Origin of the sequence: Nocardiopsis sp. B62, from assembly GCF_018070675.1 — a bacterium.
Lineage (GTDB): Bacteria > Actinomycetota > Actinomycetes > Streptosporangiales > Streptosporangiaceae > Nocardiopsis > Nocardiopsis prasina.
Genome location: NZ_JAGPXK010000002.1, coordinates 1 through 23,154, shown reverse-complemented (window position 1 = coordinate 23,154; position 23,154 = coordinate 1). Strand labels below are relative to the sequence as shown.

At 71.6% G+C, this 23,154-nt stretch carries 18 protein-coding genes; 11 read left to right on the top strand and 7 right to left on the bottom strand.

Annotated elements, in window-relative coordinates; translation table 11 throughout:
- Positions 1–24: 24 nt before the first annotated feature.
- Positions 25–900, bottom strand: a complete 876-nt coding sequence (locus KBX21_RS02135; RefSeq protein ID WP_049573655.1) for an alpha/beta fold hydrolase — start codon at positions 898–900, stop codon at positions 25–27.
- A gap of 328 nt (positions 901–1,228) precedes the next feature.
- Here KBX21_RS02135 and KBX21_RS02130 point away from each other — a divergent pair, with 328 nt between their 5' ends.
- The 10 genes from KBX21_RS02130 (at position 1,229) to KBX21_RS02085 (ending at position 11,147) form a co-directional block, all read left to right on the top strand.
- Complete coding sequence (locus tag KBX21_RS02130; protein WP_017542711.1) at positions 1,229–1,399, top strand: hypothetical protein; 171 nt, start codon at positions 1,229–1,231, stop codon at positions 1,397–1,399.
- A gap of 124 nt (positions 1,400–1,523) precedes the next feature.
- On the top strand, positions 1,524–4,370 hold the full coding sequence (locus KBX21_RS02125) for a DUF4040 family protein (RefSeq protein ID WP_210840851.1): 2,847 nt from the start codon (positions 1,524–1,526) through the stop codon (positions 4,368–4,370).
- Positions 4,367–4,675 (top strand): sodium:proton antiporter, encoded by a 309-nt coding sequence (locus KBX21_RS02120; RefSeq protein ID WP_017542709.1) that lies wholly within the window; start codon positions 4,367–4,369, stop codon positions 4,673–4,675. The genes KBX21_RS02125 and KBX21_RS02120 overlap by 4 nt, the downstream gene beginning before the upstream one ends.
- Positions 4,672–6,189, top strand: a complete 1,518-nt coding sequence (locus tag KBX21_RS02115) for a monovalent cation/H+ antiporter subunit D family protein (RefSeq protein WP_049573649.1) — start codon at positions 4,672–4,674, stop codon at positions 6,187–6,189. The genes KBX21_RS02120 and KBX21_RS02115 overlap by 4 nt, the downstream gene beginning before the upstream one ends.
- Complete coding sequence (locus tag KBX21_RS02110; RefSeq protein WP_049573646.1) at positions 6,186–6,563, top strand: Na+/H+ antiporter subunit E; 378 nt, start codon at positions 6,186–6,188, stop codon at positions 6,561–6,563. The genes KBX21_RS02115 and KBX21_RS02110 overlap by 4 nt, the downstream gene beginning before the upstream one ends.
- Positions 6,563–6,820 carry a monovalent cation/H+ antiporter complex subunit F gene (locus tag KBX21_RS02105; protein ID WP_017542706.1) on the top strand — a complete coding sequence of 86 codons (258 nt, stop codon included), beginning with the start codon at positions 6,563–6,565 and terminating at the stop codon, positions 6,818–6,820. Before KBX21_RS02110 ends, KBX21_RS02105 begins: the two co-directional genes overlap by 1 nt.
- A complete protein-coding gene (gene mnhG / locus KBX21_RS02100; RefSeq protein WP_049573643.1) occupies positions 6,817–7,155 on the top strand; it encodes a monovalent cation/H(+) antiporter subunit G in 339 nt (112 codons plus the stop codon). Before KBX21_RS02105 ends, mnhG begins: the two co-directional genes overlap by 4 nt.
- A 353-nt stretch (positions 7,156–7,508) precedes the next feature.
- Positions 7,509–9,035: a DEAD/DEAH box helicase gene (locus tag KBX21_RS02095; RefSeq protein WP_049573640.1), complete on the top strand. Its 1,527-nt coding sequence runs from the start codon at positions 7,509–7,511 to the stop codon at positions 9,033–9,035.
- 223 nt (positions 9,036–9,258) lie between these two features.
- Positions 9,259–9,948 (top strand): FadR/GntR family transcriptional regulator, encoded by a 690-nt coding sequence (locus KBX21_RS02090; RefSeq protein WP_247665120.1) that lies wholly within the window; start codon positions 9,259–9,261, stop codon positions 9,946–9,948.
- On the top strand, positions 9,945–11,147 hold the full coding sequence (locus KBX21_RS02085) for an MFS transporter (RefSeq protein ID WP_210840849.1): 1,203 nt from the start codon (positions 9,945–9,947) through the stop codon (positions 11,145–11,147). Before KBX21_RS02090 ends, KBX21_RS02085 begins: the two co-directional genes overlap by 4 nt.
- 18 nt (positions 11,148–11,165) lie before the next feature.
- On the opposite strand, the gene atzF is transcribed toward KBX21_RS02085, so the two are convergent.
- The 4 genes from atzF to KBX21_RS02065 form a co-directional block, all read right to left on the bottom strand.
- A complete protein-coding gene (gene atzF / locus KBX21_RS02080; protein WP_210840848.1) occupies positions 11,166–12,884 on the bottom strand; it encodes an allophanate hydrolase in 1,719 nt (572 codons plus the stop codon).
- Complete coding sequence (uca, locus tag KBX21_RS02075; RefSeq protein ID WP_210840847.1) at positions 12,884–16,504, bottom strand: urea carboxylase; 3,621 nt, start codon at positions 16,502–16,504, stop codon at positions 12,884–12,886. The genes atzF and uca overlap by 1 nt, the downstream gene beginning before the upstream one ends.
- Before the next feature lie 37 nt (positions 16,505–16,541).
- Positions 16,542–17,264 (bottom strand): GntR family transcriptional regulator, encoded by a 723-nt coding sequence (locus KBX21_RS02070; RefSeq protein WP_210840846.1) that lies wholly within the window; start codon positions 17,262–17,264, stop codon positions 16,542–16,544.
- 247 nt (positions 17,265–17,511) lie between these two features.
- Positions 17,512–19,080: a DASS family sodium-coupled anion symporter gene (locus KBX21_RS02065; protein WP_210840845.1), complete on the bottom strand. Its 1,569-nt coding sequence runs from the start codon at positions 19,078–19,080 to the stop codon at positions 17,512–17,514.
- A 255-nt stretch (positions 19,081–19,335) separates the two neighbouring features.
- Here KBX21_RS02065 and KBX21_RS02060 point away from each other — a divergent pair, with 255 nt between their 5' ends.
- The gene (locus KBX21_RS02060; RefSeq protein ID WP_210840844.1) at positions 19,336–20,328 is read left to right on the top strand and encodes a TAXI family TRAP transporter solute-binding subunit; all 993 of its coding nucleotides are present in this window, start codon (positions 19,336–19,338) and stop codon (positions 20,326–20,328) included.
- Between the two features lie 3 nt (positions 20,329–20,331).
- Here the strand turns inward: KBX21_RS02060 and KBX21_RS02055 are convergent, their stop codons facing one another.
- Together KBX21_RS02055 and KBX21_RS02050 are read right to left on the bottom strand one after the other, a co-directional pair.
- Positions 20,332–21,735, bottom strand: coding sequence for a HAMP domain-containing sensor histidine kinase (locus KBX21_RS02055; protein WP_210840843.1), 1,404 nt, complete (start codon positions 21,733–21,735; stop codon positions 20,332–20,334).
- A gap of 3 nt (positions 21,736–21,738) precedes the next feature.
- On the bottom strand, positions 21,739–22,407 hold the full coding sequence (locus KBX21_RS02050) for a response regulator transcription factor (protein ID WP_049573608.1): 669 nt from the start codon (positions 22,405–22,407) through the stop codon (positions 21,739–21,741).
- Between the last annotated feature and the right edge of the window lie 747 nt (positions 22,408–23,154).

Here is a 23,154-nt window from a genome sequence, read left to right as displayed (position 1 = left end):
CGTGACCCACCCCGGACCCGCAGGTCAGGCTGCCTGTCGAACCAGTTCGCGGACCTGCTCGGGGAACTCGTAGGGGGCCAGGTGGCCCGCCTTGTCCAGCACGTGCAGGTCGGTATTCAGGAACCGGCGGGCCGGGCCGTGCAGGCGGGCCGGTGAGAAGAACACGTCGTCCGAACCCGTGGCCACCGTGACGTTGTGCCCCTGCCAGGCCAGCAGCGACTCCGTGGGGAGCGGCCCCGGGGCCAGGCTGGTCCGGCAGTGCTTGCCGACCATCGTCATCCACGAGGCGAAGGGGTGGACGGGGTGGCGGAAGTCGGGGCCGCTCATGAAGTTGAGCAGCCGCGTGCTCTTGTCGTCGCGCGGCCCGATCATCCAGGGCAGGGTCACCCGCATCAGCTCGGGCGGGGTGGCGGCGCTGGTCAGCCCGGCCGGGTTCACCAGCACCAGCCCCCTGACCATTTCGCGGGGGCTGGAGGCCAGCGCGACCGCCGCGCCCAGGGAGTGCCCGAGCACCACCGCGGGCCGGTCCACCAGTTCGGGAAGCAGTTCGTCCAACCATCTGCCGTAGGCCTCGGCGCGGTGACCCCGGGGGCGCACACCACAGCTGAGCCCGGGTTGCCCGGGCAGGTCCACGAGGTAGACGTCCCGCTCCGCCGTCATGTCGGAGGCGGGTGAGGCGCTGAGCGCGCTGTTGAAGTTGGTGCCGCTGAGGACCACCACCGGGGTCCCGGGGCCGCCGGGCATGCGAAAGGCGCGGGTCGGGCCGATCGACGTGGTGATCTCCGGGAGGAAGACCAGGTCCGGGTACTCGTCGAGCCGCTCGCGGCACCATCCTCGGACGGTCCGCTCAGCGAGTTCGGAACGGTAGACGCGAGCTCCGTGAAGAGTGGTCTCCGACATGGACGCACCTGGTTTCGGGTAGGGGTCAGCGCTTCGCCGACCAGTCTTCCCGGCACACCTGACCGGCACTCTACGCGCGTTTCCCCAGTTCGACCAACCGCCGGTCACCCTCAGCGACCGAACCAGCGACCACGGGCATGTTACCTGTTCAGGCACTATGTTGGCCGGAGCGCCCTGTGCTCGTTGGTACCTTCTGCCCCCGGTGAAACATGGCCGGAACTGGACATATGCTCCACCATCGACGAACATGGGCGCGGCGCCACTCGCGCCACAGGTGTGCCGGGAAGACTGGTCGGCGTCCCTACGACCCATGTCCGGAGCACGCCGTATGACCACGACCAGCGTGAAGCCTGCGCGCGAGCTGCGCAGAAGCCGCTTCGGTGAGCGCCACAAGCTCCCGGTCGGAAACCCCCGCCCGCACGGCACCAACGGCTACACCACCTCGTGGGGCACCAACGCGCACGGCGAACTCAGTTCCTGCCCGCCGGGACCCGGCTGACCGCGTCCCTGCCGACGCGCCCCGAATCCGCTCCTCATCCGTGTCGCCGCGCGCACCGCACCGGCCCGCCCCCGGGTCCGCCGTGCCTCCACCGCGCGGCTCAACGCCGTGAAAGGACAGTGGCTTGGTGCTGCTGCTTCTGATGATCGTGCTCGCACTGACCGTCGCGATCACACCCTTACTGGACAGACTGCTGGGCCGTAACGCGGGCTGGCCCGTCTCCGCCGTGTTCCTCGGCCTGGCCCTGCTGGTGGCCGCCCAGGCGCCGCAGGTTCTGGGCTCCGGGGTGCCCCTGGAGTTCTCCCGGCCCTGGATGCCGCAGATCGGGGTCTCGTTCCACCTGCGCATGGACGGCCTCGGCTGGCTGTTCACCATGCTGGTGACCGGTATCGGCGCGCTGATCATGGCATACTCGACCCGGTACTTTCCGCCCGGCCGCCGTCTCGGCTTCTACTTCCTGATGTCCCTCTTCGCCCTGGCGATGACGGGTCTGGTCCTGGCCGACGACGTGGTGCTGCTCTTCGTGTTCTGGGAGCTCACCACCATCGCGTCGTTCTACCTGATCGGCCTGTCCGGGGTGTCGGCCAGCCGCCCGGCGATCCGCACGTTCCTCCTCACCGCCATGGGCGGTCTCGCACTGCTCGCGGCGGTCGTGCTGCTCATCGTGCGCACCGGCACCACTCAGCTGAGCGCGATCCTGGCCGACACGTCCTGGACCCAGGACACCGGGTTCGCGTCGCTGGTGGCCGTGCTGGTCGCCGTCGCCGTGTTCACGAAGTCGGCGCAGTTCCCGTTCCACTACTGGCTGCCGGACGCCATGGCGGCGAGCACGCCGGTCAGCGCCTACCTGCACGCGGCCGCGATGGTCAAGGCCGGTATCTACCTGGCCATGCGCTTCACGCCCGCCTTCGGTGAGCAGATGGTGTGGAACACCCTCCTCATCACCCTGGGTCTGACCACGGCGGTGATCGGCGCGGTCTTCGCCCTGCAACAGCACGACCTCAAGAGGCTCGCCGCCTTCTCCACCGTGAGCCAGCTCGGCTTCCTGGTGGCGGTGATCGGTGTGGGCACCCCCGCCGCCCTGGTCGCGGCGGCCGTGCACACGGTGGCGCACGCCCTCTTCAAGTCCGCGCTGTTCATGGTGGTCGGCCTGGTCGACCACCAGACCGGCACCCGCGACCTGCGTCAGCTGGGCGGTCTGCGTCGGCGGATGCCGGTGACCGCGACCGTCGCCGCGCTGTCCGCGCTGTCCATGGCGGGCATCCCACCACTGCTCGGGTTCATCAGCAAGGAGAACCTCTTCGAGTCGCTGCTGCACGCGCCCGGCCCTGCCTGGTTCGGCCCGGTGGCCGGTGCCGTCGCCGTCGCGGCGGCCGCGTTCACCTTCGCGTACTCGTTCCGGTTCGTGTACGGGGCCTTCTGGGGCGAGCCGAGGGGCGACGCCCGGGAGCGCACCGCGACCGAGGCGAGCTCCGGCTTCTGGCTCCCCGCGATCCTCGCCTCGCTGGGCGGCGTGCTCCTCGGCCTGACCGTCCCGGCCCTGGACCCGCTGGTCAACGAGGTGGCCCTGAACGCCACCCATCAGGAGGCCGACGCGCACCTGCTGCTGTGGCACGGGTTCAACGCCGCCCTCGGCATGTCCGCACTGGCGATCGGCCTGGGCGCCCTGCTGTCCTGGCGGAGCCGTTCCGGTGAGGCGCTGGCCGGGCGCGACCTCGTCCCGGTGACGGGTGTGGGGGTCTTCGAGACCCTGTACGACGGGATCATCCGGGCGGGCAGGCGCACCGGCGACCTCACCCGCAGCGACTCCCCCGCCTTCCACCTGGGGGTGCCGATGGTGCTGATCATCGCGCTGACCCTGGTCACCGTGGTGTTCCGGTTGGACCTGCCGCCGCTGGCCGGGCAGACCTCGATGGGCCTGGACTGGCTCCTCGTGGGTCTGATGGTCGTGGCCGTCGGCGCCGCCGTGGTCACCCGCTCCCGGATGGCGGGGCTGGCCCTGGTCGGCGTCGCCGGGTTCACCGTCGCCCTGTGGCTGTTCTTCCTGGGCGCCTTCGACGTGGCCCTCACCCAGCTGCTGGTGGAGATCCTGACCGTGGTCGTCGCGGTGCTGGTCCTGCGCCGCCTGCCGCGCCGCTTCCACAAGGTGCGCGGGCGCCGCACCGTCCTGACCGCCGCGATCGCGATCGGCGCCGGTCTGTCCGCCGGTCTGGCCGCCTACGCCCTCACCGGTCGACGCGAGCTGTCGCCCGTGGCCGACTACCTCCTGGCACACGCCCCGGAGGACACCGGCGGCACCAACGTGGTCAACACGATCCTGGTCGACTACCGCGCGCTGGACACCCTGGGCGAACTCACGGTGCTCGGTGTGGCGGGCCTGATCATCATCGCGGTGATCCGGTCCAGCGACCTGCTCCCAGTGCACTCCTCGCGCCGGGTGGTGGTGGGTCCGGCCAACGCCGCCCACGACCCCACCGACAACACCGTGCTGATGCGCACGGTGGGCCGCTTCCTGATGCCGCTGCTCGTCGTCTGGTCGCTGTACCTGCTGTTCCGCGGCCACAACGAGCCCGGCGGCGGGTTCATCGCCGGTCTCGTGGGCGGCGCGGGCTTCGCGCTGACCTACCTGTCGGCGGCCAGCGACAGGGCGGCGCGCATCCGCCTGGCCTACCCCGCGATCATCGGGGCCGGTGTGCTGGTCGCCGCGTTCTCCGGGTTCCTCGGCTACATGGAGGGCTCGTTCCTCAAGCCGCTGCACGCGGAGATCCCGCTGGCCTGGGGCGACTACTTCCACTTCACCACGGCGTTCGTCTTCGACGTCGGCGTCTACCTGGCGGTGGTGGGCGTCCTGCTCACCGCGCTCAACGAACTGGGGCTCGAACGCGGCAGCCCGGGCACACGCGGTTCGGACGACGGCTCGGACACCGACGCACACGACCTGGACGGCTCCACCACGGGAGGCAAGCGATGACCCTCGCCATCACCATCGGCGTCATGGTCGCCGGGGGCGTCTACCTGATGCTCCAGCGCGGCATGGTGCGTATCGTCCTGGGCCTCATCCTGGTGGGCCACGCGGTCAACCTGCTGATCATGTCGGCGGGCGGCGTGTACCGCCGCGACCTGCCCCTGCTCCAGTTCGGCACCGCGCCCACCGCGGCCGATCCACTGCCCCAGGCATTCGTGCTCACCGCGATCGTGATCGCCTTCTCCATCGCGATCTACATGCTCACCCTCGCCGCCTCCGGCAGCGACGACGACACCGAGGACGCCTCATGAACGCGGCGCTGCTGCCTCTCTTCGTCGCGGTGCCACTGGTCGGCGCCGGACTGCTGATCGTCCTGCGCGGCCCCCTGTGGCTGCGCAGGATCCTGCTGCTCCTGCCCACCACGGTGTCGCTGCTCGGGGCCTCCGGGCTGGTCTGGCTCACCCGGGACGGCGCCGTCTTCGCCCACAACGTGGGTCTGTGGCAGGACGGGGTCGCCATCCCGTTCGTCGCCGACGTCCTCAGCGCGCTCATGCTGTGGACCACCTCGCTGCTGGCGCTGGTGAGCTCGGTCTTCGCGATCGCCACCGGGGACGACCGGCGGTCGTTCTTCTCCCCGCTGGTCCTGGTGCTGACGGCCGGTGTGTCCGGTGCGCTGCTCACCGGCGACATCTTCAACATGTTCGTGTTCATCGAGGTCATGCTGCTGCCCTCGTACGGGCTGCTGGCCATGCTCGGTGCCATGGGCAGGCTGCGGGCCGGACGGATCTACGTCACGGTCAACCTGCTCACCTCGACGATCTTCCTCGCGGGTGTGGCGCTGGTCTACGCAGCCGCCGGGACCGTGCACATGGGAGAGCTGGCCGGGGCCGCGAAGGACGACCCGATGGTCGCGGTCGGCATGGGCGTGGTCATCCTCGCCCTGTCGATCAAGGCCGCCGTCGTCCCTGTGCACGGTTGGCTGGCCCGCACCTACCCGGCCGCCTCCCCGGCGATCACCGCCCTGTTCTCCGGCCTGCACACCAAGGTGGCGATCTACGCGATCTACCGCCTGTACGCACTGGTCTTCGACGGGGACGCGAAGTTCCTGTGGATCGGCGTGGTGGCCTTCACCCTCACCATGCTCATCGGCGTGATGGGCGCGGTCGGCGAGGGCACCACCCGTTCGATCCTGGTGTTCCACATGATCAGCCAGATCGGGTACATCCTGCTCGGGGTCGCCCTGTTCACCGAGCTCGGGCTCATGGCGGGCATCTTCTACCTCATCCACCACATGATCGTGAAGGCGTCGCTGTTCCTGTCCACCGGCGCGATCGAGCACACCTACGGGACGGGCGCGCTGGACCGGCTCGGCGGAATCGCCAGGCGGGAGCCGCTGCTGGCCCTGGTGTTCATGGGGGCCGCCCTGTCCCTGGCGGGCCTGCCGCCGTTCTCCGGGTTCGTCGCCAAGCTGACCCTGGTCGTGGCGGCCGTGGACGACGCCCAGTGGACCGCCATGGCGGTGATGATCGCGGTCAGCCTGATCACCCTCATGTCGATGCTGAAGATCTGGGGCGGAGTGTTCTGGGGCAGGGCCCCGGACGAGGACGACCCGGCGCCCGTCGAGGCGGGCTCCGACGGTGCGGTCGCCACCGCGACGCGCACCACACCGAAGATCCGGACCGCACTGATCGTGCCGGGCCTGATCCTGACAGCCACGACCCTGGGCATCGGTCTGGGCGCGCAGGTCCTGCTCGACCTCAGTGCGCAGGCCGCGGCCGGGCTCCTGGACACTTCCGGATACGTCGAGGCGGTGCTGGGACGATGATCCACCCGATGTGGGCACCCCGTGTGCTCTGGTTCCCCTTCTACGCGGGCGCCGAGATCGTGAAGACCTCCCTCCAGGTGATGTGGGACATCGTCACCCCGGGCAGTTCCGCGACCCCGGCCTTCGTGGAGGTCCCGGTCCGCTGCCGGACCGACTTCGAGTTCACCCTGCTGGCCAACCTGATCTCCCTGACCCCGGGAACGGTCACGGTGGCCGTGCGCCGCGACCCCGCCACCCTGTGGGTGCACGGGCTGTACGTGCAGGACCGCGCGTCCTTCCAGCAGGACATCCACGCGATGGAGGACCGCGTCCTGGCGGTCACCCGCCCGTCGGGGCCTCCGGAGAGCGTCCCGGCCGAGGGGGAACGGAACTGATGCAGCTCATCGACATCGGCCTGGCGGCCATCGTGCTGGCCATGGCCATCGCCGCCTACCGCATTCTGACCGGGCCGTCGGCCGCCGACCGGGGCGCCGCCTCCGACGTCGTCTTCTTCGGCTTCGTGGGGCTGGTCGCCATGCTCGGCTTCCGGCTGGACACCGAACTGGTCGTGGACATCGTCCTGGTGTGCGCGCTGATCGGATTCCTGGCCGCCCTGTCCCTGGCCCGCCTGATCACCGGAGGTAAGCGATGAACGCGCTGGACGTCGCCGGGATCGTCTGCATGGTCGCGGGCGCCCTGGTGTTCCTGGTGGGAGCGGTCGGCCTGCTCCGCCTCCAGGACTTCTACGCCCGGCTGAGCGGCGTGGGGATCGCGGGCGGACTCGGGACGGCGCTGGTGCTGCTCGGCCTGCTCCTGCACTACCCGACCGTGGAGAACGCGGTCAAGATCGGACTGGCCCTGCTCATCCAGCTGGCCACGGCGGCGGTCGGCGGCAACGCCATCGCCCGCGCGGGCTACCTGACCGGTGTGAAACCCACCGAGAACACGGCGTTCGACGACCTCGCCGCCACGGAGCGGGAGGCCTGACGCGCCCCCAGAGGGCCCCGTCCTCCGCGAGCGGGCGGCGGGGCCCTACGCCGTAGGGTGCGCAGTGCCACAGTCGCGGTTCCCGCCAGCTGGGAGGCCGTGTGCTAGGTTCGTGAAGTTGCGGTCGTGGTTTTCCGTTGGACTTCTTCGGATGAGATCACCACGATGCCGTTCCCAGAGCCGGTCTTCTGGCAGTCGTTCTCCGACAGGCACCGGTTCGCCCGCCACGACCCCCAGTTCTTCACGTGGGCCGTGGATATCGAAGTATTTTCCCCCACGCATCTTCGGTGTCACTCGCCGAAGCAGTGCTGTGGACTTCCGACCCGGCCTATGTCGTCGGCGAAAGGTCATCTGTGAACCATCCCCGTGCCAACGCACGTCGTGATCGCTCCTCCAACAACACCGGCTTCGGCTCCCGTGGCGGATCCGGATCCTACGGCCGCCCGCGCCCCCGTCGTTCCTTCGACGGTCCCCGGCGCGGCAGCGGCGGCGGCCAGGGCGGCGGCTCGCGCTTCTCCGGCGGCGAGTTCGCCCTTCCCCAGACCGTCGTTCCCGGGCTGGACCCGGTGGACGACTTCCAGGCGCTGGAGATGCCCTCCGCGCTGAAGGAGACGCTGACCCGCCAGGGTCTGACCACGCCCTCCACGATCCAGGCGGCCACCCTGCCGAACTCGCTGGCCGGCCGGGACGTCCTGGGCCGCAGCCAGACCGGTTCGGGCAAGACGCTCGCCTTCGGCCTGGCCCTGCTGGCCCGTCTGGACGGCCGCAAGGCCGAGGAGCGGCACCCGATGGCCGTGGTGCTGGCGCCGACCCGTGAGCTCGCCCAGCAGGTCACCGACTCCCTCACGCCCTACGCCCGTTCGGTGCGGGTGCGCATGGCGACCGTGGTGGGCGGCATGCCCATCCACCGCCAGGCCCGCTCCCTGCGCCAGGGCGTCGAACTGGTCGTGGCCACCCCGGGTCGTCTGCGCGACCTGATGGAGCGCGGCGACTGCGTCCTGGACCAGGTCGAGGCCGTGGTGCTCGACGAGGCCGACCAGATGACCGACATGGGCTTCATGCCGCAGGTCACCGCGATCCTGGAGCAGGTTCCCGCCGACGGGCAGCGTCTGCTGTTCTCGGCCACCCTGGACCGGAACGTGGACCAGCTGGTGCGCCGCTTCCTCAAGGACCCGGTCGTCCACTCGGTCGACCCGTCCGAGGGCGCCGTCTCCACCATGGAGCACCACCTCCTGCACGTGTCCCACGCGGACAAGCAGGCCACCGCCACCGCGATCGCCGCCCGTGACGGCCAGGTCATCATGTTCCTGGACACCAAGCACGCGGTGGACCGGATGGCGCAGCACCTGCTGGCCAGCGGCGTCCGGGCGGCCCCGCTGCACGGCGGACGTTCCCAGCCGCAGCGCACCCGCACCCTCAAGCAGTTCAAGGAGGGCACGGTGACCGCGCTGATCGCCACGAACGTGGCCGCGCGCGGCATCCACGTGGACGGGCTGGACCTGGTCGTCAACATCGACCCGCCCACCGACCACAAGGACTACCTGCACCGCGGCGGCCGTACCGCCCGCGCGGGCGAGTCCGGCAACGTGGTCACGCTCGTGACGCCCAACCAGCGCCGCGACATGAGCCGCCTGATGTACCGCGCTCGGATCGAGCCGCAGATCGCCCAGGTGGGCCACTCCGAAGACCCGGAGCTGGCCCGCGTGACCGGTGCCCGCGTCCCGTCCGGCGTTCCGGTCAGCCTGCCCGCCGAGCCGCGCCGTGAGAGCCGTCCGCGCGGCCCGCGCGGCCAGGGTGGTCCGCGTGGCGGCGGCTACGGCGCCCCGCGCTCGGGTGGGTCCTCCCGCCCGCGCCGTCCCCGTCGCGCCCCGCAGGACTAGGCACCGACCTCCGCGAGCCCCGTCACGTCCGTGGCGGGGCTCCGTCGTGTCACCTGTCCGAGGTCTCGACACACCGGCCACGAGCGGCACCGCGCGGGCCGCCTGGAGGTGGTGGTGGCTCCCTGCCAGGGGGCACCCTTGTGGGCGCGGGTGCCCGGTGCCTAGACTCCCTGCGCGACCGACCGTGCAAATGTCGGACAACCAGGAGGCCACCGTGACGTCCATGACCCAGCCCACCCGGGCCGAACCCCTGGTCGTGCAGGTCAGCAGGCAGTTCAGGGACCGCATCGCCGCCGGGGACTGGGCCGTCCACAGCCGCATCCCCGGCGAGAAGCGCCTCGCCGAGGAGCTCGGGGTCAGCCGGGGCACCGTCCGCGAGGCCCTGCGCGCCCTCACCGCCGCGGGACTCCTGGAGCCGCGTGTGGGTGACGGCACCTACGTCCGGGCCAGCGACGAGCTCACCGGTCTGCTCGGGCAGGGCGGTGGCACCGAGTTCGAACACGTCCTTGACGTGCGCGCCGTTCTGGAGGTCGCCGCCGCCGAACGCGCCGCCCGCCACCGCACGGACGCCCACCTGGACGCCATGCGCGAGGCCGTGGCCGCCCGTGCCGAGGCCGAGCGCGCCGAGGACGTCGACGCCTACGTGGCCGCCGACTCCCGCTTCCACCGCGCCGTGGTGGAGGCCGCCCACAACCCGCTGCTCACCCGCCTCTACGACGCGCTCCGGGAGAACGTGGTGGAGTCCATCCGGCGCACCACCTCCCTGCCCGAGGTACAGGGACTCAACGACCTGCACGAGGGCCTGCTCGCCGCGATCGAGGACGGCTCCCCCGAGCACGCCCGCGCCATCGCCACGGAGCTCGCCGACGAACTCGGGTTCATCAGCGCCGTCGTCGAGGACGGGGAGCAGTGAGCGCCCCCACCACCGGGGCGCCCGCCCGCACCTGGACGCGCGCCGCCCTGGCCATGGGCTCGGTCCTGGTGATCGCCTCCTGCCTGCGTCCCGCGCTGACCTCGGTCGGCCCCGTCCTGGAGTCCGTGGGCACCACCACCGGACTGTCCAACAGCGCCCTGGGCGTGCTCACCGCGCTCCCTCTGCTCGGCTTCGCCCTCTTCTCCTCGATCGTGCACGGGCCCACAGCCCGGTGGGGAGTGGACCGGGTGGTCCTGGCCGCGCTGGCCCTCCTTGCCGCCGGGATCCTGGTCCGCTCCCTCCCGACCCTGGCCACCCTGTGGCTGGGCACCGCCATGGTCGGCGCCGCCATCGCCTTCGGGAACGTGCTGGTCCCCGTGATCCTGCGGCGCGACCACCCACGGCGGATCGCCCTGTTCACCGGGGTGTCCTCCTCGGTGATGACCGGGTTCGCCGCCCTGGGCGCCGGTCTGTCCGTTCCGCTCGCGGCGCTCGCGGGCGGCTGGCGGGCCTCCCTCGCCCTGTGGGCGGTCCCGGTGGCGCTCGCCCTGCTGGTCTGGGCCGCCCGGGTGCGCTGGGTGCCCTCCCGCGTGCCCGTCACCGCCTCGGCCGACGCTCCGTCCGAACCCACCGGCTCGGTGTGGCGCTCGTCGACCGCATGGCTGGTCACCGCGTTCATGGGGCTCCAGTCCACCGCCTACTTCACGCTGATCAACTGGTTGCCCAGCGTGGAGGCCGCGCGTGGCGTAAGCCCGGAGAGCGCCGGGTGGCACCTGTTCGCGTTCCAGATCACCGGCGTGGTGGCCGGGCTGGCGATCACCACCCTGATGGGTCGGCGCGCGGAGCAGCGCCCCGCCTGCCTTGCGGTGAGCCTGCTCATCGTGGTGGCCATGGCCGGTCTGCTGTGGGTCCCGGCCTGGGGTCCGCTGTGGATCATGGTGGCGGGCGCGGGCACGGGGAGTTCGATCGTGGTGGCCCTGTCCCTGATCGGCCTGCGCGGCCGTACCCAGACGGAGACCACCCGGCTGTCCGGCATGGCGCAGTCCATGGGCTATCTGCTCGCCGCGTGCGGTCCGGTCGCGGCCGGGGTGCTGATCCAGCTCACCGGGTCGACGGATCTGGTCCTGGTGCTGGTGGGCGGCCTGGCGCTGGTCCAGACCGTGGTCGCGCTCTGGGCGGGACGCGACCGCGGGATCTGAACCGGCGCGGCTGCCCCGCTACCCCAGGGACTCCAGGTAGGCGAGCCAGCCGCCGTGGTGGGTGATGTCCTCGGCTCCCGGCACGGCGGCCAGCTCGCAGCCGAAACCCACCACTGTGCGGCCGTCCGCGAGGGTGACCGCGCCGAGTGTCATCGGTGCGGGCAGCGCGGCGAGGAAGGCTCCCAGCCCGGCCGGGGAGACCTCCCAGACCTCGCAGCGCAGCGCCGAGCCCCCGCCGTCCACCCGCAGCAGACCCGGTTTGGGCGGGGTCGTGCGCAGGGCCACCATCCTGTGGTCGGCGCTGGTCATGGTGGCCTCCACGAACCGCGCGCCGAGGTCGGTGAGCTGGTGGTTGAGCGGCTGTCCGCGCAGGTGCGCGCCGAACACGGCCAGCTCCAGCCCGTTGGCGGGCAGGGCCGGGCCGGGCTCGGCCCCGACCAGGAGCCCGGCCAGGTCCAGGGCGACCTGGTCGTCGAAGGCGTCGGTGACCACGGTGACCCCGAACGGGTGTCCGTCGGCGGTACCGGCGGGGACCGCGACGGCGGCGAGGTCGAGGAGGTTGACGAAGTTGGTGTAGGTCCCCAGCCGGGAGTTGGTGCCCACCGGGTCGGCGGCCACCTCGTCCAGCGTCGGGTGGCCGACCGTGGTCGGTACCAGGAGGCCGTCGAACCCGCTCAGGAGCGCCCGCGCGGTCGCCCTGTACCCGGCCAGCCGGTGCTGGTCGGCGGCGAGTCGGCTGGCGGGGAGGTCCGCGGCGGCCAGGATGATCCCGGCGACCGTGGGGTCGGAGCGCCCGTCCCCGCGGTGCGCCTCCAGAAACTCCCCCACGGCGGCGTGGCGTTCGGCGACGATCGCCCCGTCGTACAGCAGCCGCGCGGCCTCCAGCAGCGGGGCGATGTCGACCCGCTCGACCTCCGCCCCCGCTTCGGTGAACCGGTCCACGGCCCGTTGGAAGGTCTCCCGTTCCGCTTCACTGAGCGGGGCCAGTCCCTCCACCGTGGGGACCGCGATCCGGATGGGGTCGCGCGGGGCCAGCCGGACGTCGGCGGGCCAACCACGACTGGCCGGGTCCCTCGGATCGGGCCCGGTCACCACGGCCAGGGCGCGCTGGCCGGTGGCCAGGTCCGGCGCGAACACGGTGACGGTGTCGTAGGGCCTGGCGGCGGGCACGACCCCCGTGTTGGGGACCAGGCCGAGGGTGGGCTTGAGGCCGACGATCCCGTGCAGCGCGGCGGGCACCCGGCCGGACCCGGCGGTGTCGGTGCCGAGGGCGACGTCGACGATCCCCAGGGCCACCGCCACGGCCGATCCCGAACTCGACCCGCCGGAGATCCGGGCGGGGTCGAGGGCGTTGCGGACGGCGCCGTAGGGGCTGCGGGTACCAACGAGCCCGGTGGCGAACTGGTCCATGTTGGTCTTGCCCAGCACCAGCGCGCCGGCCTCCACCAGGCGTTCCACCGCGGTCGCGCTCACGTCGGGCGTGCGCGCGAACCCCGGGTGCGCGGCTGTGGTGGGCAGGCCCGCGACGTCGATGTTGTCCTTGACCGCCACGAGCGTCCCGGCCAACGCAATCCGCTCGGCCTCCGGTGTCCCGGCGGCCGCGGCCAGGCGCTCCTCCAGTGCCCCGGCCTCCGCCACCACCTCCTCCTCGGGTCGCAGGGTGATCCACACCTCCGGCCGGTCGGCCTCGGCGATCCGTCGGTAGGCGGCGCGTACGCGCTCGGTGGGGGTGGGCATCAGGCGGTCCCTTCCTCGGCGATGACGGCCACGGCTCGGCCCGGGTCCAGTCTCTGTCCGGGGCCGACCAGGACCTCGGTGACGGTTCCGGCGACGGGCGCCCGGACCACCACCTCCAGCTTCATGGCCTCCAGGCGCACGACGGGCTGTCCCTCCTCCACGGTCTGCCCCGGTTCCACGTCCACCTTCCACACACTCGCGGACAGGGGCGCCTCCACGAGGGTCGATCCGGGCGGTGGGGTCAGTTCCTCGTGTGCGACCGGCTCGGGTTCGGGGCGGTCCTCGAACTCGCCTGCCGCCTCCCACCGCAGCCGTTCCTCCTCGAAGGCCGCCTCCCGTCGGCTCTCGAACTCCCGGATGGACTCCGCGTTCTCGGCCAGGAAGCGTTCGTGGTCGGCGAGCACGAACTCACCCTGGGTGATCCGGAGTTCGTGGGGCCCGGCGAGCAGGTCCGCGCGGATGTCCAGGAGTTCCTCGGCCTCCACGGGGTACCAGGTGATCCGGTCGAAGAACCGCAGCAACCAGGGGGTGCCCGGTTCGAACTGTCCGTACTGGCGCAGCCCGGACCAGATCGGCACGGTGCGGCCGATCAGCTGGTAGCCGCCGGGGCTCTCCATGCCGTACACGCACAGGTACGCGCCGCCGATCCCCACTCCGGCCTCGGGGGTCCAGGTCCGCGCGGGGCTGTACTTGGTGGTGACCAGGCGGTGTCGCGGGTCCAGCGGGGTCGCGGCTGGAGCGCCCAGGTACACGTCGCCCAGGCCGAGTACCAGGTAGGAGGCGTCGAAGACGATCTCCCGCACGCGCTCCACGGAGTCCAGGCCGTTGACGCGGCGGATGAACTCGATGTTGTCGGGGTTCCAGGGGGCGTCGTCGCGCACGCCGGTGCCGTAGCGCGCGATGGCCTCGTGGATGGAGGGGTCGTCGAAGGACATCGGCAGGCGCAGGGTGCGGCTGGGCACCCGCAGGCGGGAGGTGGGCGGCAGCCCCGCCTCGATCTCCAGGAGCACGCCCAGCAGCGTGCGCAGCGGCAGCACCTCCGGGTCGGTGTGCAGGTGCAGGGAGCGCACGCCGGGTGTGGTGTCCACGATCCCCGCGGGCGCGTGCCGGTCCAGGGCGGCCATGAGGGCGTGTACCCGCATGCGCAGGCCGAGGTCGAGCACCATCGGGCCGTACTCGACCAGGAGGTTGTCGTGGCCACCCCGGCGGTAGGTGACCTCGGGGGTGCCCTCACCAGCGGGGACGCGGGCCAGGACGCCGTCGTCGCCGTCCGCGCCGGTCAGGCGCAGGAGCGGCGCGGCCGTCGGCTCCGTGTGCAGCCGCTCGGCGGCGACCTCGGTGACCGGACGGAACCGCACGGTGTCGCCGGGGCGCAGCTGGCCGATCTTCCACCGGGAGCCGGAGACCACGGTGACCGGGCAGACGAACCCGCCGAGGCTGGGGCCGTCCGGACCGAGGAGCACCGGGGTGTCTCCGGAGAGGTTGACGGCGCCCACGGAGTACGCGGTGTCGTGCACGTTGGAGGGGTGCAGTCCGGCCTGACCGCCGTCCGGACGGGCCCAGGTCTGCTTGGGTCCGGACAGGCGGACGCCGTTGCGGGCGGACTGCGGATGGACCCGCCAGGAGGTGGCGAGGAAGTCGGCCAGGCCCTCCCGGGTGAGGAACTCCGGTGCGGCGTGCGGCCCCTCGGAGACCTCCACGTCCCAGTGCGTGCCGTCGCGGGGCGGCTCCCCTGCGGTGGTGTCCGGGAACCGGGGACGTCTCTCCTCGGGCACTGGGGAGGCCGCGGCCTGGTCGGCGCCGGTCGGGGCCACGCGGAGCACGTCGCCCGGGCGCAGGGCCCGGCCCGCGTGCCCGCCGTACTCACCGGCGGTGAACGTGGCCGCGCTGCCCAGGTACTCGGGAACGTCCAGACCGCCCCGGAAAAGCACGTAGGTGCGCATACCCGGCCCCGGGGCCGCCCCGACGTCCAGCAGGCCCCCAGAGGGCACCTCGACCGGCTCCCATCGGGGTACGGGGACTCCGTCCACGGTCACGTCGGCGGGTGCCCCGGTCACGCACACGGTGGTGGCGTGGGTGAAGCGCAGCGACGGACCCTCCATCGTGCACTCCAGGCCCGGGGCGCCCTCCGGGTTGCCCAGAGCGGTGTTGCCCAGGCGCAGCGAGAGGTCGTCCATGGCTCCCGACGGGGGCACGCCCACCTGCCAGTACCCCGTACGGCCAGGGAAGTCCTGAACGGTCGTGAGGGTGCCCGAGCGCTCCACCTCGACCCGAGGTTCGGGGTCGCCGACCGTCGCGCAGGTGGCGGTGGTGTGCGTGGCCGCGCGCACGTCCTCGTGGACACTCAGGGCGCGCAGCAGGCCGAGGTTGGTCTGCACCCCGTCGATCCGCACCCCGGCCAGGGCGTGGCCGAGCCGGTCCAGCGCGTCCTCGCGGTCACTTCCGCGCACGATGACCTTGGCGAGCAGGGGGTCGTAGTCGCTGGTCACCCGCTGCCCCGCCTCCACCCAGCCGTCCACGCGGACGTCGGCGGGGGCCTCCACCCGGGTGAGCAACCCGGAACTGGGCCGGAAGTCGTGCGCCGGGTCCTCCGCGTACACACGGGCCTCCACGGCGTGGCCGGTGCGGGCCGGGCCCTCGGGCGGGATCCCCGCGAGCACGTCCTCGCCGCGCGCCAGGCGCAGCATCCACGCGACCAGGTCCACCCCGGCGATCTCCTCCGTCACCGGGTGCTCCACCTGGAGGCGCGTGTTGACCTCCAGGAAGGAGGCCTCACCGCGCTCGACGTCGTGGACGAACTCGACCGTTCCGGCGCTGCGGTAGGACACCCCCGCGCAGAGCGCGCGGGCGGTGCGGTGGAGTTCGGCCCGCAGGGCGTCGGGGAGGTCGGGAGCGGGCGCCTCCTCCACCACCTTCTGGTTGCGGCGTTGGAGCGAGCAGTCGCGGTCCCCCAGGGTGACCACGCCGCCGTGGCCGTCGCCGAAGACCTGCACCTCCACGTGGCGGGCCCGGGAGACGAACCGCTCGACGAACACCCCGCCACCACCGAAGTGGGTTCGCGCGAGGCGGCTGACCTGGTCGAAGGCGGAGCGCAGCGCCTCTTCGTCGAAACAGGGGCGCAGCCCGATCCCGCCGCCGCCCGAGGTGGACTTGAGGATGACCGGATAACCGATCTCCTCGGCGGCGGCCACAGCCCGTTCGACGTCGGGGAGGGGCTCGCTGCCCGGAACCATCGGGAGCCCGGCGGCGGCCGCGGCCTTGCGGGCGGTGTGCTTGTCGCCGAACTCCTCCAGGTGGCGGGGCTCGGGCCCGACGAACACGAGCCCGGCCGCCTCGACCGCGTGCGCGAACTCCGCGCTCTCGGACAGGAACCCGTAACCGGGGTGGACGGCCCCGGCGCCGGTGGCGACCGCGGCGGCCAGGACGCGCTCGGTGTTCAGGTAGCTCTCGGCGGCGGGCGCCGGGCCGAGTCGCACGGCCTCGTCGGCCATGCGGGTGTGCGGCGCTCCCGCGTCGGCGTCGGAGTACACGGCGACGGTGCGCAGGCCGAGCGCGCGGGCGGAGCGGATGACGCGGCAGGCGATCTCACCGCGGTTGGCGACGAGCACGGAGTCGAACACGGGGGCTCTCCCTCTGGTCGGAGGCTGGGAGTGGCGGTCAGAACTGGTCGGCGCTCAGCACCATCCGGGTCAGGGCCTGTCCGGCCCGTTCGAGGACGACCTCCATGGACGCGCCCACGTGCTCGTGCAGCGCGCGGTGGGCCGCGTCGAGGCGGTCGGCGAGCAGCAGCTCGACGATCTCGACGTGCTCGGCGACGGTGGAGGAGATCCGGTCCTCGGTGCGGAAGTCGTGCATGCGCACCCGGCGGATGCGCTGGTTGACCGAGACCAGGGATTCGGTGAGGGCGCCGTTGCCGGAGGCCCGGGACAGCGCGGTGTGGAAGGCCTCGTCGAGCAGGACGAACGAGGGGTCGGGGGCGGGAGGAGCGGCGCGCAGCCCCTCCCAGCGCTCCAGTTCGGCGGTCAGGAGGCCCGTGTCGTGCCGGAGGGCGGGATCCTCCATGACGCGGGCGATGCCGCGCAGTTCGAGGACGACCCTCAGTTCGTAGAGGTCGCGCAGCTCGGGGAGGTTGGGGACGCGGACGTAGTAGCCGTTGTCGCGGCGTTCGACCAGACCGTCGGAGTGCAGGCGCGCCAGGGACTCGCGGACGGGGGTACGGGAGACCCCGAAGCGCTCGGCGAGCCGGACCTCGCCCAGGCGGGTGTGCGGCGTGAGGCGGCCGCTCAGGACCTCCTCGCGGATCAGGGCGTGGACGCGGTCGCGGCGGGAGGGGGTCGCGGCCCCCGCGTCGACAGCCCGTGTATACAGCGGTGTGTCCATGGGCCCCGACGCTAGGAAGCCCCTGTTTCAGGGAGGCTGTCGCGCGGTGAAACCCGGGTTGCCCCGTGTTTCGTGCCCGTGAAACCGCCGGGACACGAGAAGAGCGCCCCTCCCGGCTCCCGTCGAACGGTGACGGGGTCGGAAGGGGCGCTCCTGGGAGTTCCGGGACGGTTTCCTCGCGGAGGTCGGAACCACCGCCCCGGGGATGGGCCGCCCGCTCTCTACTTCGGGCGGCCCGTGGATGGCGCTAGAACACCTGCACTCCGAGGGCCCAGCTGAAGAGGGCGTACATGGAGAACATGATGAGCACGAGTGCGGTCATGTTGAACCACAGGCCCGCACGGAGCATCTCGGTGATCTTGACGTAGCCGGAGCCGAAGGCGATCGCGTTGGGCGGCGTGGCCACCGGCAGCATGAAGGACATGGAGGCCGCGAGGACAGCCGGGATGACCAGCGCCAGGACGTCGACGTCCATGCCGACCGCGACACCACCCATGATCGGGAGGAACGTGGCGGCGGTGGCCGTGTTGCTGGTGAGCTCGGTGAGGCAGAGGACCAGGACGACGACCGCGAGGATGAGCGCCCACATGGGCACGCCCTCGAGGATGGCGACGCGGGTACCGATCCACGCGCTCAGGCCGCTGGAGGTGAACTGGGCGGAGATCGCGATACCGCCACCGAACAGCAGCAGGATGCCCCAGGGCAGCTTGAGCGCGGAGTCCCAGTCGAGCAGACGGTTGTTGCGGTCCGCGGGGATGATGAAGAGCAGGACCGCGACGACCATCGCGACCATGGCGTCCGAGACGCTGCCGATCCACGGGATGACCGAGGCGATCGCGTCGTTCTTCGCCAGCATCGGCGCGAAGATCCAGGACATGGCGGCGAAGGCGAAGACCGCGAGCACGAGCTTCTCGGCGCGCTTCATCGGGCCCAGCTTGGCCAGCTCGCCCCGGATGAGCTCCTGGGCGCCCTCGAGGCGCTTGACCTCCGGCGGGTAGATGACCTTGGCCAGCAGGAACCAGGCGATCAGCAGGAAGATGATGGCGAGCGGAACACCGGCCATCATCCACTCACCGAAGCCGATGTGGATGTCGTGGTTCTCGGCGAGGTAGCCGACCATCAGGACGTTCGGCGGGGTGCTGATCAGCGTCGAGACGGAGCCGATGGACGCGGAGTAGGCGATCGCCAGCATCAGGGCGGTGGCGAAGTTGGCGTCAGTCTTGCCGTTGCGCAGCTGGGTGACCAGACCGATCACCGAGAGGCCGACCGGAAGCATCATCACGGCGACGGCGGTGTTGGACACCCACATGCCGATGACGAAGGTCGCGGCGATGAACCCGCCGATGAGGCCGACCGTGTTGGAGCCGACCTTCGAGACGATCAGCAGTGCGATCCTGCGGTGCAGGTCCCACTTCTGCATCGCCAGGGCCAGCATGAAGCCGCCCATGAAGAGGAAGATGACGTCGGACCCGTAGGACGGGGAGACGTCGCCGACACCGACGCCGTCGATGAGCAGCGGGAAGAGGATCAGCGGCAGGAGCGAGGTGGCCGGGATCGGAATGGGCTCGGTGGCCCACCAGATCGCGATCCAGGCGGTGACGGCGGCGACGATGCCACCGTTCACCGACATGACCGTCTCGGTGTCGCCGTCGCCGAGCGGCAGCGCCATGTCCGGCAGCAGGAAGAAGACCAGCAGGCCGACCAGGGGACCCGCGAAGAACCCGATCACCCGGCTCCGCGTGGTGCGTTCCCCGGGTGTGCCCTTGGTCTTCGCCGGAGTCTCGTCCGGTTTCTTGTCGGCGGTGTCCATCGCCATGGTGGCCTCCTGCTTGCTGGTCGGCGGCTGTCCGCGACTCCCCTCCCGGTCGACCGCTGTGTTGCCAGCCGGTTTCTCGGGGGTTACTTCCTCTTGATGAAGAGATGATTGTTACGACTCGCGAGTGTGTGCAACGCAACTGCACAAGAGTTGGGATTCCTCTGACATTGGGCCACTCTGGGTGTGTGTCCTGGGGCACAAAGTGACGCAAAGTACACGCGCGCGATCGCCGTCCCACCCGCCTAAGCTGCGTGTATGCATCCGAGGGAAACTGACCGTCGCACCGTGCTCCTGAGCCTGGCGGGCGCCGTCACCGTGGCGGCAGTGACCGGTTGCACACGTGCGCCAGACCCGGACCCGCCCCGGCTCGTCGTGGCCACAGGCCCCCCGGGTGCCGTCTACCGGGAGATCGGCGGGGAGCTCGCGCTCCTCCTCGACGAACGCCTGTCGCACAACGAGGTGATTCCGGTGGAGACCCGTGCCTCGCACGACAACCTCTACCTGCTGGAGGACGGCGGAGCCCACCTCGGGCTGGCCAACCTCGACTCGGTCCTGGCCACGGAGATCGAGACTCAGGACCTCGTCAGCGCGGTGGGGCGGCTCTACGACAGCTTCGTGCACCTGGTGGTCACCGCCGGGTCCCCCGTGCGCGGGCTGGCCGACCTCGACGGGCTACGGGTGTCCATAGGCGCCTCGGACTCCGGTACCGAGTTCACCACCGAGCAGATCCTCAGTGAGATCGGCGTGAGACCGGAGACGCTCCGGCTCGACCAGGCCACCTCGGCCGAGGCCCTCGCGTCGGGCGAGATCGACGCCATGTTCTCGCTGACCGGGCTGCCCACCCCGGCCATCGCCGACCTCGCGGAACGCACCCCGCTGCGCATGGTCGACCTCGCCGACGTCGCCGACCACATGGTCACCGTGTACCCGGAGGCCTACTTCCCGGCGACCATCCCGGCCACCACCTACGCGGGGATACCGGCCTGCCCCACGATGTCCATCCCGAACCTGCTCCTGTGCCGACAGGACCTGCCCGAGGACCTCGTGTACGTGGTGACGGACACGGTGTACACGGGGGCGTCCCGGCTGGCCGAGCAGCGCCCCGAGGCCGCGCAGATCAACGTGCGGACCGGCATCTCCACGGGGGTCGTGCCCCTGCACGCCGGGGCCGAGCGGTGGTACCGGGACAACAAGCCCGCGTCCGAGGGTGCGGAGGTCCAGGTGAACCCGTCCGAGTCGAGCGACTGACGGTCACTCGTCCTCGGGAGGGGCCGCCGAGGGCAGGGTGATGACCACGCCGAACCCGCGCCGTCCCTGGTCCGCGAGGCCGTCGCCCAGGTTGAGGCGCCCGCCGGACTCACGGACCAGGTCCGCGACGATCGGCAGGCCCAGCCCGGTGCCCTCGGTGTTCTGGTGGGTCGGGGAGCGCCAGAAGCGGTCCAGGGCGGCCTCGCGTTCCTCCTTCGGCAGGCCCACGCCGTTGTCCAGCACCCCGATCCGCACCTGCTCGCCGTCCTCGGCGCGCACCTCGACCCGGGTGCCGCCGGACAGCCGCAGGGCGTTGCTGACCAGCTCGTCGAGGATGCTTCCCAGCCCGCCCGCCGGGGCGTGCGCCCACAGGTGGTCGGGCAGGTCCGTGGTCACCTCGATCCCCCGCGACTCCCCCAGGGCGTTCCAGCGCGCCACCCGGGTGTCCACCACCCCGGTCACCTCCACCACCTCGGTGCCGGTCACGCTCTCCAGCCGGGTGGCGGCCAGGAGGGAGTTCAGCATGCGGTGCATGACGGTGGCCTCGTCGATCGCGATCGCGTGCGCCTCGCGGGCCTCCGCGCCCTTCAGGTAGGGGGCCAGGTTCTCCACCGAGAGCCGCAGGCTGGCCAGGGGGTTGCGGAGCTGGTGGGAGGCCTCGGAGACGAAGGAGCGCTGCCGCTCCAGGGCGCGGCGCACCACCCCCACCATGGTGTTGAAGGAGTCGGTGAGCCGCCGCAGCTCCGGCGGTCCGCTCTCGGCGTCCACGTGGACGTCCAGATCGCCCGAGGTCACCTTCGTGGTCGCCGCGTCCAGCCGGTGGATGGGCTGGAGGACCCAGCGGGACAGCGGCAGTGAGGCCGTCACCAACAGCGCCAGCGGCACCACGCTGAACAGGGCCATCCACCCCCACGTGGTGAGGATGTCCTCGCCCAGGACGTCGGTGGGCGAGACCAGCACCACCGCCCCGGCCACCTCGCTGTCCCGGCCGATGGGTTCGGCGATCACCAGCGGGTCCGAGCGCCAGGGCCACACCGTTGTGGGCGGCTCAGGGCGCTCTCCCGCCAGCGCCACGGAGATCACGGAGTCCATGCCCACGTCCGCGACCAACTCACGCATCCGGTCCCGTTCCCCCGAGCCCGCGACGACCTCGCCGTCGGGGGCTACCAACACCACGGGGATGCCGTAGAGCTGCTCGTACCGGGACATCTCCTGGGTGAGGGCGTTGCTCCGCTCGGCCTGAAGGGCCGTTCCCGCCAGCGAGGCGAACCGGCCCGCGTCGCCCAGGCGGTCGACGTACACGGCCTGGGTCTGCTGCTGGGCGATGACCGTCGCGATCGGTACCAGGACCGCGCCGACCAGCACGAAGGCGATCGGGAGCAGGATGGTCAGGAGACGCCGGAGCACGGGTCAGGCCTCGTCGAGCATGTAGCCCACACCGCGCACCGTGCGGATGCGCGGGGTGGCGCCGATCTTGGCGCGCAGAGAGGCGATGTGGGTGTCGAGGGTGCGGGAGGAGGCCTCCCAGGCGGCGCCCCACACCTGGTCGAGGATCTGGTCCCGGGCGACCACGCGCGGGGAGCGTTCCACCAGCAGACGCAGCAGGTCGAACTCCTTGCGTGTCAGCGGCAGGGGTTCGGCACCCATGTGCGCCTCCCGCAGGTTCACATCGAGGGTCAGCTCACCGACCCGCAGCGGCGGGTCGACCCGTTCGGGCTCGGCCCGGGCCGTCCGGGTGCGGCGCAGCACAGCGTCGATTCGCGCCAGGAGTTCGGCGACCCCGAAGGGCTTGACCACGTAGTCGTCGGCGCCCGCGCGCAGGCCCCGGACCCGGTCGCGTTCCTCGCCCCGGGCCGTGACGGCGATGATCGCGGTCTGCGGTCGTTCCCGGAGCCGCCGCAGCAGGTCGATACCGTCCGCGTCGGGCAGGCCGAGGTCAAGCAGGACCACGTCGGCCGAGGGCGCCGACAGGGCTCGCTCGGCCGTGGCCACCCGCTGTACGTCGAAGGAGGCTGCCCGGAGCGCGGTGACCAGCCCGCGAGCCACCCGGTCATCGTCCTCGACCACGAGAATACGCATGGCTAGCCATAGTAGGCAGAGACCGAGGTGGTCGCCCCACCGGCACGCGTTCGCTCCCGCCCGTGGTCGCGCGAGTGCGCCCGCGAGGTCAGCGGGATGGACGTGGATCCCCCCGGTGGCCGCTCGTCTGGTGTGGAGAGAGTGACCTCAAGGTCAGTGGAGGCCAGCGGAGGTCAGCGGGGGACTGGGCGCCGCTCTTGGGGACCTCCAAGTGCCGCTGGACGGGCACCTCGGCCCGCACACGGGAGTGCCTATCTCCTGCCCACCCACTGAACTCTCCTCTTCGCCACTCACGAAACTGGAAAAGCATCAGCGAAGGAAGGTGGGTCCTCGCGTCGGTGTTCAACGTGTTGGGTGTCGCGGCGGGTCATTGGCCCGGACGGAACTGCGGCAGCGAGGGCGGGTGCGTCCTCGCGTCGGTGTTCAACGTGTTGGGTGTCGTGGCTGGTCAATCGCCCCGACGGAAAAGCATCAGCGAAGGCGGGTGCGTCCCCGCGCCGGTGCGCAACGAGTCGCGTGTCGCGGCTGGTCATTGGCCTGGACGGAACTGCGTCAGCGAGGGAGGGTGCGTCCCCGCGCCGGTGTTCAACGGGTTGCGTGTCGTGGCTGGTCATTGGCCCGGACGGAACTGCGGCAGCGAGGGAGAGCGCTGGGTCGGGGTTGGTGGTGGTCCTCGGGTTGGGAAGGTGCTGCCCGTCCCCGCCCTGGGCGGGGGTCTGGGCGGCGATGTTGGGTGTGGGCATGACG